9 protein-coding genes are annotated in these 12,757 nt (G+C 48.7%); 1 reads left to right on the top strand and 8 read right to left on the bottom strand.

What is annotated here, in order from left to right; all coding sequences use genetic code 11:
- Positions 1–11 precede the first annotated feature (11 nt).
- From RQP50_RS00940 to RQP50_RS00905, 8 genes are all read right to left on the bottom strand, one after another.
- Positions 12–986 (bottom strand): hypothetical protein, encoded by a 975-nt coding sequence (locus tag RQP50_RS00940; RefSeq protein WP_315742535.1) that lies wholly within the window; start codon positions 984–986, stop codon positions 12–14.
- Positions 987–1,003: 17 nt separating this feature from the next.
- Positions 1,004–4,210: a contractile injection system protein, VgrG/Pvc8 family gene (locus RQP50_RS00935; RefSeq protein WP_315742533.1), complete on the bottom strand. Its 3,207-nt coding sequence runs from the start codon at positions 4,208–4,210 to the stop codon at positions 1,004–1,006.
- 75 nt (positions 4,211–4,285) lie between these two features.
- Positions 4,286–4,738 (bottom strand): DUF4280 domain-containing protein, encoded by a 453-nt coding sequence (locus tag RQP50_RS00930; protein ID WP_315742531.1) that lies wholly within the window; start codon positions 4,736–4,738, stop codon positions 4,286–4,288.
- Between the two features lie 51 nt (positions 4,739–4,789).
- A complete protein-coding gene (locus RQP50_RS00925; protein WP_315742529.1) occupies positions 4,790–5,311 on the bottom strand; it encodes a serine protease in 522 nt (173 codons plus the stop codon).
- Positions 5,308–6,495 carry a pentapeptide repeat-containing protein gene (locus tag RQP50_RS00920; protein ID WP_315742527.1) on the bottom strand — a complete coding sequence of 396 codons (1,188 nt, stop codon included), beginning with the start codon at positions 6,493–6,495 and terminating at the stop codon, positions 5,308–5,310. Before RQP50_RS00920 ends, RQP50_RS00925 begins: the two co-directional genes overlap by 4 nt.
- Positions 6,496–6,517: 22 nt before the next feature.
- On the bottom strand, positions 6,518–7,933 hold the full coding sequence (locus RQP50_RS00915; protein ID WP_315742525.1) for a phage baseplate assembly protein V: 1,416 nt from the start codon (positions 7,931–7,933) through the stop codon (positions 6,518–6,520).
- Entirely contained in the window at positions 7,917–8,603 is a 687-nt protein-coding gene (locus RQP50_RS00910; protein WP_072727463.1) for a hypothetical protein, read from the bottom strand. Before RQP50_RS00910 ends, RQP50_RS00915 begins: the two co-directional genes overlap by 17 nt.
- A gap of 474 nt (positions 8,604–9,077) precedes the next feature.
- The gene (locus RQP50_RS00905) at positions 9,078–10,703 is read right to left on the bottom strand and encodes an ABC-F family ATP-binding cassette domain-containing protein (RefSeq protein WP_072727464.1); all 1,626 of its coding nucleotides are present in this window, start codon (positions 10,701–10,703) and stop codon (positions 9,078–9,080) included.
- Between the two features lie 889 nt (positions 10,704–11,592).
- On the opposite strand from RQP50_RS00905, the gene rsgA reads away from it, so the two are divergent.
- On the top strand, positions 11,593–12,708 hold the full coding sequence (gene rsgA, locus RQP50_RS00900) for a ribosome small subunit-dependent GTPase A (protein WP_315742521.1): 1,116 nt from the start codon (positions 11,593–11,595) through the stop codon (positions 12,706–12,708).
- Positions 12,709–12,757: the final 49 nt, after the last annotated feature.

The following is a 12,757-nucleotide window of genomic DNA, read 5'->3' as shown; positions in this document are numbered from 1 at the left end:
TGTTTCCCCCTTTATTGAAACAACTCCCCATGCTGGTTAGGAATATATTCGGGATAGTTTTTACGATAAAATTGATCGATCATCTGAAGTGCAGGGTCCCATTCAGGGTATGGTTCAGGGTCTTCAAACACCATTTTTGCTTCGGGGGTATTCATCAACAAATCGTCAAGGTGTTCGGGAACGGGTAACCCAAGTTTTTCTCTTGCATGGATCAAGAATAAGATTTCAAATGGATAAAATCCATATCTGAAGTCACCAAATTCGTCCAGCTGACCGATTTCAGAAGCTAAAATAGAATGATAAAGGGACATTTTCGAAAATAGATGATCTATTTCAAGTAGATCACTAGTGAACCATCGGTCAAGCACTTCATCATAAATGTCTAGATCATCAGGGATTGAGCCGCATCGCTGTCCATCCTCCTTTAATCTATTTTTCACAGCTAGATGCAATTTGTTATTCGTTCCCATGATGGTTTTGTTTCTATACTGCAGGTACAACTCAAGCAAAAACCAAATATGTCTGTTCTCTTCATTGACATCCATTAAATGTCCGCCGAAGTGAGAAACGATAAAATCATATAATATATTTTCTTCTTTCTCCCATCCATACATCGCAAAATGGATCAATGTGATTACGACTTCTCTAAATGTATATTCTAATGTCATATGAGGGTACCTTGTTGTATACAGATCCTGCCCCATACATTGATAAAACACGACCTTTTGCATGTTCTTTAATCCTTCTGGATTGTTTCCGCCGTTGATCAATACATCGTGTTTCCATTGTGATAAGGAGTAAGAAAAAATTGAGGACAAATTAATTAATAAAATATGATCCTTTTCTACGTCACTTTCTTCAACAATATCAATAACTTCGCTCTTGCATTCATCATACTCTTCTTTTACATCTTCAAATTTAATACCATCAACAAAATTCTTGTGATATCTTTTAAACGCCATCTCAAATTTTTTAGGGTTTATCATTATGTCCTCCCTATCAATTAATCAATTTCCTTATTCCAATCTTTAACCTTTACTTCATCAACACCGAATCCGGTCTTCGTGATCTTAATATCTGTTTCCACCCTAATGAAATCAAACTCGAGTCCTGGATTTTCCTTTTTTAATTTCCTTAATTTCTTTGAAAAATCTGCATATCTAGGATCATCGCTGTTAATCATGCCTTGGAAGTACTTATCTCCGCCCTTTTTCTGTTTATCTGAGTAACTAAAACTAGCTGAATCTGATGCCTTCGATTCAATAATCGTTAACTTTGGCGGCGGCCCTTTCGATAGGAAAGCTGCGTCTATACCATTCCTGCCCACTTGGAACAGATTAGAAACGTCTTGGCCTAAACTACTGTCTCTAGCGACGATTTTTGTTACTTCTTCCCCAAAGTTACCTTTATCATGAGAGAAATGTTTAGAATTATCGATTTTCCTTTCGTACTCCTTTGCAGCCCCCAAGTCATAATGATTAGTAATATCATCTTTCGTATCCAACTTGTTAGCCAATTTATTTCTTTCCCGCGTTAATCTTTTGACTTCTTTGTCGTTTCCTTCTTTTTTCAACCTTTCTATTTCTTCATCTATCTTTTTAATTTCTTTTGAGATAACGTTGGAATTGTTACTACCCGAGCCACCTTTTCCCTTCTCCTTACCACTTGAATTCTTATTTTTGCCCGACGCAGATCCTGACGCTGAATTCTCCGGCTCGGTTCCCGGATAGTATTTTCGCACCTCGATCTGATTCTTGGTCGGCTCTAGAGGCTTCTGCGTTGACGATTTATAGTTCACATTTGGCCCATCGTACGCCAGCTTATTCTTAGGCAATTGCCCAACAGACTTTTGTAAAGCTTCAAGTCTATCATTGATAAACGTCGTCGCTTGACCCCAGTTTACCTTAATTCCCTTAATATTGCTTCCTTTCGATATTCCTTGCGGCTTGATTGGCGGTTGTGGATTACGACTGCGCACAGCTCTAGCGCCAATAGCACCAGCTAGTGCATCAACCCCTTCACTGGTACGCTCCACGACAAAGAAGTAGTTCTGAGTCGCTATATCTGTGTCATCCTTGAATCTTTCATATATGAGCTTTGCGATATCATTTTTCTGCTGTGGTGTTAAATGCTGATCTTCCCATGCATTATATTGTTTTATATCAATTATTTGATGGTCAAATAAGACTGGATCAATATCTTGAACTCGAAAACGATTAGGCAGATCCCATCTATCTATGGAACTGTAGAAATCCAGCGCCTTCGATAAATTACGATTTGCTACTCGGACGTCTTGCGGGATCTTGCTCGACGCCATCTCCATCCCTTTGTTGAGAGTCAGCAAGAATCGTACTAATGATTCTTTGGTCTCCGGGTTTCTCCAGCCTCTCGCATCGGTGAATACTTTGCCAAGCAGTATCGCAAACTCCCTTTGCATTTCCAGCTGAACCATTTCTTCCTCACTGAGCAGGCCTGTTGCCGTCCCCCCGCCTCCGCCTGACGGCAACCCGATCCGGAAGCCGCTGGAAGAGGACATCATGCCGAGAACACTTAGTGCCGAGCCTACTAGCGAGCCAACCACTCCCGCTACCGGAATCATGCCCAGCAGACTGAGCGCCGCACCTGCCAGCAACCCGATTTGAGCCCCAGTAACGCCTTGCGATTCGGCTGCCGCCATCTTCGCAGCTTGCCCGGCCTCATAGACTTCCACCGTCATCAGCGGTGGCTCCGGCACTGGTGTAAGCGGGGTCACATGCACCGGCGACCTCGCAGTGCCTTCCTGATGCAGAAGATCTGAGCGAATATCCGAATCGCCGTCCAAAATAAGACTGCTCTCGCCTCCGCGCAAATAGAGCGAATGCCCTGCTTTCATGCTTACTTGCTGGCCTGCCTTGACCATAATGTCCCGGCCGCTTATTGCAAGACTATTCGTGCTATGAATATGTACGCCGTTGCCTTCATTCAAGCGGATATTCAAGCCGCCGCCCGCTTCCAGCTTCAATTCAGTACTTCCCATGCTGATCCGCTTGCCACGCTTGCTGCTCCATACTTTCTCATCGGGTTTATCAACGTCAGCATGCTGACGCAGTGAGCCCCGTACTACGGCTTCTGCCTCATGTGCCGAAGGCAAATATAACTGCGCTCGATCTCCCGGCTCCGGCATCCAATACAAGCCGCTGTTTCCCTCAGCTGCGTAGCTTGTTACATACGGGAACCAACAGCCTTCCGAAACAGCATCCTTGCCATCCATATCCAACCGCAGCCTTACCCGATCCCGCTGCACCCCGATAACAATCCCGCTGAGCACAGCGCCTGTCGCCTGCCAATTCTCTGTACGCTGACAGATAACATCTTCCTCGGCACAAAGTTGATAGGTGTGCAATAGAAGCCCGCTCTTCATCTCGCTTACGATTTCGGTTACAACCGTCTTTAGGCCGCTTGGCAGGCTAACGCGATCACCCAGAACGAAGCATCTTCCGCTCTCTAGCGAATACACGGTTGAGGACGACGAACCGAACCCATTCCCGAATAGCAACTTCTGCTCTTCATGCCCCAGCAAAGAACGAAAGCTCTTTCGAACCCGATACGGCTCTTGTTCATCCAGCCTCCAATGCTTTCCGGACGGTAAGCCGAAGAACAGCTTCGGAGATTCTGCGGTAATTTCCGGCACTAACACCGTGCCAAGCCGTGAGGCCATCCGCTTCAAAAACGACCAGTCCGTCTCCTCATATTGTAAGGTAAAAGATCCCAACGTGCTACCTTCGCTTGCTGTATCGATTGAATCCGAACGCGCATAGTCCTTCAGTACTCGTTCCAGGACATCCTCATAAGTCGTATGCTCCGGCTGGAATGAACGGCTCTTAGGTCGTACATCCAGCTCATAGCTCCAGGAAATCGCTTCTAAAGTCAAGACATATACACTGCGCTCCGCCTGTATGGTACGAGTCATCACCTGACCACAAAACAACGTTCGGACTACGGAACCGTCATCTCCTAGCTGTTCTACCTTTACGGACTTGCCATAATCATACGCCTCAATATCCCGATCGCCACGCTCCTCCGCCAGCAGGGCGCGCATATGCAGCCGGGCATGCTCATTCACTCGCTTCTCGATTCGCAGCTCATGGATTCGCTGTATATCATGCGCCCACACCACACGGATATGACCGTAGCCTGCCGCATTTTCTGCGCTTAGCATACTCTTCTCCAACTTCTCCCCTCCTTGCATGATTTGATTACTGGAAACGGGAATGTATTGTTCTATCGTCTATGCGCGTATTCCCCATCAATCCAGTTCCTGTCCGTCGTCCTCAATGCGAATGACACCGCCATAAAGGCATTGGTGCGTACAACCACTAAGCAAAGCTGGTTGTCCCGCCACATGCACATCATGTTTGCCGTTCAACCAAGGAATGGTCATAACCGGAATGCAGGGAGCTTTCTTCACCCCATAAATATCAACCAAATTACTGCTCTGTACGGCCGGATTCATCGAACAAGAACAATTGCCAAAAGAAGAGATGTTCACGCCCGGCACGAAATCCCCAACGTTCATCTGAGCCTTGCCCTTCACGTATGTACCGTGGCATTCCGGCATTGTGAGCCGGGTCGGCTGAGTGCCGAAGCTGCAGCTAAGAATAGCACCGGCGACAACATAGCTACCTTTGCGCCCTTTTCCCGGTTGAACGCGGATATCCTCCTGTTGCTTCCCCAATCGCTCTAATCCCCTTTCTTTCATTCTGAGATCATGCTCAAGCAGAGTCGTTTCCTACACCGCTTAAACGAACTCTCACTCTTGATCCATTTCAACCTCAGCAAAATGAACCCCATATACATCCCGCCGAAGCAGACTCTCGGCAAGCGCCAGATTGGCGATCCATACTCTCTCGCGAATTCCATCCACCTGGAACAGTGGCCGATAGTTGTGCTTTCCTTCCAACACAAGCCGCTTCAAGCCCCCATCCTTGTGGAATTCGCTATCAGGCGAGAGGCAGCATAGGCGAGGCAGCGACGTCATCCAATAGACTTCCTGCCGTTCCCTTTTCATATCAGTCAAAATAACAGGACGCCAACGCAATTCAGGCATGTACAGCTCTATCAACCGCTTAACGCAATCCGATAACAAGGGCATGGGCCGATCCAAATAATCGACATATTCGACGGCATTCCGTTCCCGTATCGGGAAGACAAGCGGCTGCTCTTCCACGCCGGCTTCTTCCTCTAGTCGGCTCACGATTCCGGGCGTCATCATATTCGGCTCTGCCCGATTCGCAATCCGTTCATCCGCAACAAGTCTGAATAACCGATTCATGGCCGTCCTCCCATTTCCCGCGATAGCAGGCGGTGATCCTCATCATCCCAATGTGCATCATTCCAGTTGACCTCCGTTACATCCGCGTCTTGAAAATCAGCTCCCGTCAAATCCGCCTTATCGAAGCGCGCCCCCTTGAGATTTGCTCCGCGGAAGACGGCATTCTTCAGCGTGGCTCCAGTGAACACTGCGCCAGGGAGGTTGGCTCGGGTAAAATCAGCACCCGTCAAGTTGGCCTTAGCGAATTGAACCCCTTCAAATATGGGTGAAAATCCGTCGAATGGCAGCACGCCCCGCTTGCCCTGGACGCCCCGGAACACCGCCAACGGCATGGAGCACCCGCTATAGTTCGCACCGCTAATAAGACTATAGGCAAAGTTGGCGCCATCCAACCGGCATTCCTGCCACAGCGTACCGATCAGAACGCCATCAAGAAAACGGCTGTTCGACAAGCAGCAGTCTCGAAATGCGCTGTACCGAAGATCAATCCCCGCCCAATCTCCCTCCGACAAATCCATAGCGTGAAAAGCTTCATATGCGTAATCCTCTTCATTTCCCTCTCGCAGCCATGACCGCACTTCCTCTGCAGCGCGCTTGCTCAAGTCCAGCCGGAACACGCCCTCGCTTTGATCCAAATATTCTCCTACCCGAACCTCGAATACTTCTGCCTTCTCCACAGCTTGGAACTCCGGCGATTGGGAAGCTTCCTGCATCGCCAGCCGAATCAGGCTGACCACGACGCGGTGTATGTGAACGGCCTCGCGCAGACGAATGCGCTCCAGATGTGCGGAATGAACGGCCCCCTTATATTCGCGGCTGGCCAACTTCAATCTGTCTGCCAGCAAATCCAAGTAGCGATAAGCCCACAAGCCGTCATAGTAGCCTTCAACCGGTTCGGCGTCGAACAGCCACGAGCTGTCGGACGCTTGTACGAGATAGCGAGCTCGTCCCTGCGCAATGTCCGTTCTCAGCATAGAGTAGGTGATGAATCCAAGGCTTCCTTTTTTCCCGGAGAGCTGCTGTTCACGAATGACCTTGCACCATTGCCGGAAGCCATCGACAAATTCTTGCACCCATTCTTGCTTGGCTTCATCCCATTCTTGTCCGATTGCAGCGAGCATCTCGCTCCTCTCGCGAGGTACTGCTTCCTGAATGAAATGGGTTAACGCTGCTTCGCTGTTCATGACAACCTCCTCTTCCGCATGCCTAGTTCGACTTCACTTTGCTGCCCGTTAAGCGCGCCTGACGTCCCAAATGAAGCTGGCTGCCCTTGCAGCTCATATTCATTTCACTGCCTGCAGACAACACCATCTTGCGTCCGGCATTCATGGAGATATCCCCATCCGCAGTGATGCTGACTCCTTTGCTGCTGGCAATGTAAATGCCCTCATCATCGTTCAGTTGAATATAAATGGCGCCATCCTTCCCGGTAATGACGATTTCATCCGGAGCAAGCTTGATTTCTTTGCCGGATGGCGTACGGAATATTTTCACATCGGGATTGCTTAGCTTATTGCGCCCGCTCGGTTCAGCATTCTGGCGTACCGCACCGCCAGCGATGCCCTCCTCTTCCTTCTTTCCAGGGAAATAAACGGCTACTGGATCGCCAATCTCCGGCATGACGTACCATCCGGTGCTGCCTTCCGCCGAATAAGCGGTCGAATATCGAAACCAGCGCGCTTCCTCTTTCTTTTGCTCATGATCACATTCAAAGTGAACTTTTACCTTGTCCCCTGCCACATCTATCACTTTTCCGCAAATGGATGCACCGATCAAGCGCTCAAGGCCATACTCCTTCTGCCGCAATCCTTTGTGAGAGCAGAGCACATACCGATGCTTCAGCATGCCGCCTTGCATCTTCGTCTGCGCTTCACGCACAAAGAGACTTTCTCCTTGAAATTGAATATGACTGCCTAAGTCGAATACCTCATCCGTTTCGATGTCATAGGTAATAAAATCGTTTTCGCCGACAGATGCGGCTTCATTTTCTACGAAATATCGGAACGGCGCCATTCGCTTGCTAACGGTATAATTCATTTGCTCCAACCGAATCACTCTTGAACCATCAGGAATACCGAAATAGAACTTGGGTTCATGGAATTGAGCTGCTGGAACTAGACTGGTATGGTATCGAGAGGCCATTCTCCGTAAAAACGCCCAATCCGTCTCCTCATACTGCAAAGCCATTCGCTGCAGCTTAGCCCCGGCAGTTGCTTCATCCATCACGTCAAGTCCCGGGTATTCCTTGCCTATATGTTCAAGAAGTTGAGGAATCGTCATCTTTACATTCTGGAAAGATCTCGTCTTGGTCTTCACATCCATGACGTAGGTATGGGATATCGCCTCCACTTCCAAATAGTGAACGCCCTGCACGACTTGGATTTCGATAGAAAGTGCGATTCCCCGGAACAGTGGTTTGCTCCCACCGTCCGTATCCATTTGATTCAATTCAATAGAGGTGTCCGTATCGGTCATATCCACATAAAGCTTGCTCTTTTCCTCGGACACAATCCCCGTGAAGCGCAGCCGCGCATGCTCGTTGAGCTGCTTCGTCAGGGTCAGTTCCTGCAGGTGGACTAATTGGTATGGATGAATGCTCAAATTCTCATAAGTAAGACTCACTTCGTTTCTCCCCTTTCTCACTGCCGAGGGTTTGTATCGCCCGCATCATCGCATGGGCCACTGGCTTCCAGTTCCGCATGTCCATTGCACTGCATGAGAAAGAAACAAGTAGCGCGCTTCCTTCCAGCTCCTTGAACATCATGTAATAGTACAGCGTCCCGTCTAATACGGAAGCGGTGAATTCACAGTACCCTGCGCGCTCCCCTTCATCAGAATCCATCATGCCTTCATCGATCCAGGAACGGATAGGCTGTACCAAGCGAATCATGCGAGCCATCGTCTCCGTATAAACAGCAAGCCCCTCTTCTTCAAGCGGATCTTCTGTGAGGTTGATCGTTAAGTTCACGGTACCTTCATTGTTCGTATAAATTAGGAATGGACGATATACCGAAGGATATTTGATCGCAGCCTCCTGCTGAGTCATGAGGCGCCAAGTTTTCGGCATCCTTACGTGAAGCTTGCCCGCCAGCAAAGTCCGATCCGTTAGCGGAATCATTTGTCCGTTGACGCTTATTAGCGGATGATTGAGATCGATAGACTCTCGCTTAACGTTACCCCCTCTTTTGCTGCCTTCTCCCCCATCTTCTTCCCTCATCTCGCCGTCACGTTCCTGTCGTTCTTCCTCCAGTTCCATTCTCATAGCCAAAATTTTTTCATCCAAATGCTGCACCAAGCCTACCCCCTTTATCCCTATACTCCGAGTTCTTTCTGAAGTCCTAGGCTTTAGCATCAGAATAGGCGGAACAACCCACCTTATTTAGATATATTTTCCTATTATATTATAACGGCAAGAATACAATCTGATTTGATAGAAATGGAAAAAATAGATGTTAATATTTCTAAAGATGCAAATAAGAGAGGATGTCTGATTGTACAGGTACAACAATATTTAGGGGGAAAACGGGGCAAAGCGAGGAAAACGAGTGCTGCACATTTGGGCAACTTCAAGCCTGATTCGTGCACATCCAGTAGAAAGGATCGAATTCGGGAACGAACCAACGCTCCTTGCTCTATCCTGCTTTCAAGAAAGAGGCAGTTTATCGCTAAAGCAAAAAACTAATCCATGGGACAGCCTTTAAACATACAAAAAGAGGTTTGAACAGCCATTTGGCTACTCAAACCTCTTGCTTCTATTCAGATGCTATTAGCTCTCTTCTGGATACAGCTTCTTGCGCAGCTCTTTCACTTCTTCATTCTCGAGATATTCATCGTACGTGCATACACGATCGATGATGCCATTCGGCGTAATCTCGATAATGCGGTTCGCAATCGTCTCAATGAACTGATGGTCATGGGACGTGAACAGCATTGTGCCGTCGAAGTCAGTCAAGCCGTTGTTGAGCGCTGTGATGGACTCGAGATCCAAGTGGTTCGTCGGTTCATCAAGCAACAGCACGTTCGCGCCGCTCATCATCATCTTGGAGAGCATGCAGCGAACCTTCTCTCCCCCGGACAATACGCTTGCCTTCTTCAATGCTTCTTCCCCAGAGAAGAGCATGCGGCCCAAGAAGCCGCGAAGGAATGTCTCGTCTTGATCCTTGGAGTATTGGCGCAGCCAGTCAACCAAGGTATCCTCAACCCCATCGAAGTATGCGGAGTTGTCTTTCGGGAAGTAAGCTTGTGTCGTCGTAACGCCCCAGCTGAATGTTCCTGCATCAGGCTCAATCTCACCCATCAGAACTTGCATCAACGTTGTCTTCGCCAATCCATTCGGACCAACGAGTGCGATCTTGTCGCCTTTATTCACAACAAGGTGTAGATTTTCGAATACTTTTTCGCCTTCCACTGTCTTCGTCAAGCCTTCGATCGTCAGCAATTGCTTGCCCGCTTCACGCTCAGGCTTGAAGTTGATGAACGGATATTTACGGTTCGATGGACGAATGTCGTCGAGCGTAATCTTATCGAGCATCTTCTTACGTGAAGTCGCCTGCTTCGACTTGGACGCGTTCGCGCTGAAGCGCTGAATGAAGGCTTGAAGTTCCTTGATCTTCTCTTCCTTCTTCTTGTTCTGATCGCGCATCATCGTTTGCGCCAATTGGCTGGACTGGTACCAGAAATCATAGTTACCTGAGTACAGCTGAATTTTACCGAAGTCGATATCTGCAATGTGCGTACATACCTTGTTCAGGAAGTGACGATCGTGAGATACGACGATAACTGTGCCTTCATAATCCATCAGGAAGCTCTCGAGCCAGTTGATCGATTCGAGATCCAAGTGGTTGGTAGGCTCATCGAGCAGCAAGATGTTCGGTCTGCCGAACAATGCTTGTGCAAGCAATACGCGTACCTTCTGGTTGCCGTCAAGCTCAGACATCAGCTTATCATGAAGATCTCTAGTGATTCCAAGACCGATAAGCATCTCGCCTGCGCTCGATTCAGCTTCCCAGCCGTCGAGCTCAGCGAATTCGCCTTCCAGCTCGCCTGCGCGCATGCCGTCTTCTTCCGTGAAGTCTGCCTTCGCATAGAGGGCATCCTTCTCTTTCATAATGGAATACAAGCGCTCATGACCCATAATTACTGTATCGAGAACCTTGAATTCTTCATATGCATAATGATCCTGCTTCAAGACCGATAGACGGTCTCCAGGAGTAATGTTTACTTGACCATTTGTCTGTTCAACTTCACCAGACAATATTTTAAGAAATGTCGATTTGCCCGCACCGTTCGCGCCAATCAAGCCGTAGCAGTTCCCTGGTGTAAACTTAATGTTCACGTCCTCGAAAAGCGCTCGTTTCCCGTAGCGGAGCGTAACGCCGGTTGTACTAATCATGGCATTCCCGTCCTTTGCCTATTATTGGTTTCAAACTGTTATTATAGCATAAGGATCAGTATAATGCGACGATTGAACATTTTTACCATGATCTTTGGAGAGTTACACATATCCAATCCGGCATTTTATGTATATAATATTTCCATCTTTATCAAAATGAAGGTGTCCCCTATTCCTTGCGAATGACGGAGACACCCCATTATTAAAGTGGTTCACAAGGGCTTCGTGATAAGAAAAACTCTTATCGAAGAAATTCCAAGAGGTGCGACCGCGGTCTAAGGTATGTTTTTTTCCATTCCAGAAAGCCGCTTTGCTTAACTCAGCACGCATGCCTCTGGAATGATCAAAAGCGCCCGTTTTGAACTACCTCAAGTCGATTTTCAGCACCGAGAAGGTTGCTTGAAATCGAAGAAGGAAGCGCGGAGTGTAGGCGGGACTACATGAGCACTGGACTTCGAGATTGAATGCAAGATTCGAAGCCGAGATGCTCCCTGTACAGCTTCGTGATCAAAATCGACCTCTAAAAAAGAAAGCGAGGGATGTTATATGGTAAACAGCATTGTATATAACGTTCGGGAGGAACATTTCAGCGCCTAGCGCATCGTACAATTCATGAAATACCAGTAAGCTGTTAACGACGCTAGTGTCGACTGAAACGTCTGTCTCTCCCGAACTTGACCGTGCCGCAATGTCGTTCATTCGCAGGTAAGACCAAGTTCACTATGAAGCGGCTGCCCGCCGCATAACAAGGGAGAATTCAGATTTGACTACAAATAATCAAAATTCAAGCAACCATAATGAAGGTAAGCATGATTCACCTCTATTATCAGATACTTGCTCCGTGCAAGAAACTATAATTGAAAGCAATACATTGAGCATGGGAGAACAATTGGATCGTACTGTGCAAGATTTGCAGGATCTTGGCTTCGATGAAGCGTGGTCAAGCACTTGGGAGTCTTGGATGCAAGAGCTTCAAGAGTCTACCGCACGCCGATACGCAAGCCAGCTAGTTCCTGCACGCGTAGCGCTGGCACATAAGCATCTGTATCGCGTCGTTAGCGCGGAGGGAGAATGGCTGGCCGAGCTGTCTGGACAGGCACGGGCCGGAATGGCACTGCTTAGCGATTGGCCGACAGTCGGCGATTGGGTGGCCGTGGCACCTAGACAAGCAGAAGGACGAGCTACGATTGTGGGCGTACTGCCTCGCCGCAGCACCTTCGGACGCAAGGTAGCGGGAGGTCGCCGCGACACTCAAATCGTCGCAGCGAACGCAGACATTGCGCTGCTCGTTACGTCGATGTCACGCGACTTCGAGCCGCGTCGCTTAGAGCGATATGCCGCCCTTGCATGGGATAGCGGCGCCATGCCGGCCGTTGTGCTGACAAAGGCTGATGAGGCGGACGACCCAGAGCTGTTCGAGGCACAAGCGATGCAAGCCGTTCCTGGCGTCGACGTGTACCGGGTATCCGCAATGACCGGTGAAGGCATGGACGAATTGCGCGCACGCATTGCCCCGGGCATGACCGTCGTGCTCGTCGGCTCTTCTGGCGTTGGCAAGTCCACGCTGGCGAATGCACTTACGGGTACCGAGCAAATGCTGACACAAGCTGCTCGCTCAGATGATGACCGCGGCCGCCACACTACGACGCATCGCGAGCTTCTCCGTCTGCAGGGCGGGGCATGGCTCATTGATACGCCGGGCATGAGAGAAGTCGGCATGACCGCTATTGATAGTGAAGGCTTGTCGAATACCTTCGAGGATATTGAAAGCCTTGCAGAGCAATGCCGATTTAGCGACTGCAAGCATGAGCGAGAACCTGGATGTGCTGTACGTGAGGCTATTCATACAGGCGAGCTGGATTCCAGCAGACTACGCGGCTATCAAAAGCTCCAACGTGAAATTGCATACATGCGTCGTTCGGAGAATGCGCAGCTTGCCCGGCAACACGTACAGAACAACAAAAAACTATCGAAGATGAGCAGCCGACCGAGCAAGCGTAGATAAGCTTAGCCCGTACCATCCGATATCTCTAACACGAACGGGGGCTATCCCA

It is taken from the genome of Paenibacillus suaedae (genome assembly GCF_032337355.1).
In the GTDB taxonomy this organism is placed as follows: domain Bacteria; phylum Bacillota; class Bacilli; order Paenibacillales; family Paenibacillaceae; genus Paenibacillus_B; species Paenibacillus_B suaedae.
This window is presented reverse-complemented; position numbering and strand designations above follow the sequence as displayed.

What these genes read in the sequence shown, in the direction of transcription:
- RQP50_RS00940 (WP_315742535.1), bottom strand. Translation starts at nt 986, where the DNA reads ATGATAAACCCTAAAAAATTTGAGATGGCGTTTAAAAGATATCACAAG.
- RQP50_RS00930 (WP_315742531.1), bottom strand. Translation starts at nt 4,738, where the DNA reads ATGAAAGAAAGGGGATTAGAGCGATTGGGGAAGCAACAGGAGGATATC.
- RQP50_RS00925 (WP_315742529.1), bottom strand. Translation starts at nt 5,311, where the DNA reads ATGAATCGGTTATTCAGACTTGTTGCGGATGAACGGATTGCGAATCGG.
- RQP50_RS00920 (WP_315742527.1), bottom strand. Translation starts at nt 6,495, where the DNA reads ATGAACAGCGAAGCAGCGTTAACCCATTTCATTCAGGAAGCAGTACCT.
- RQP50_RS00905 (WP_072727464.1), bottom strand. Translation starts at nt 10,703, where the DNA reads ATGATTAGTACAACCGGCGTTACGCTCCGCTACGGGAAACGAGCGCTT.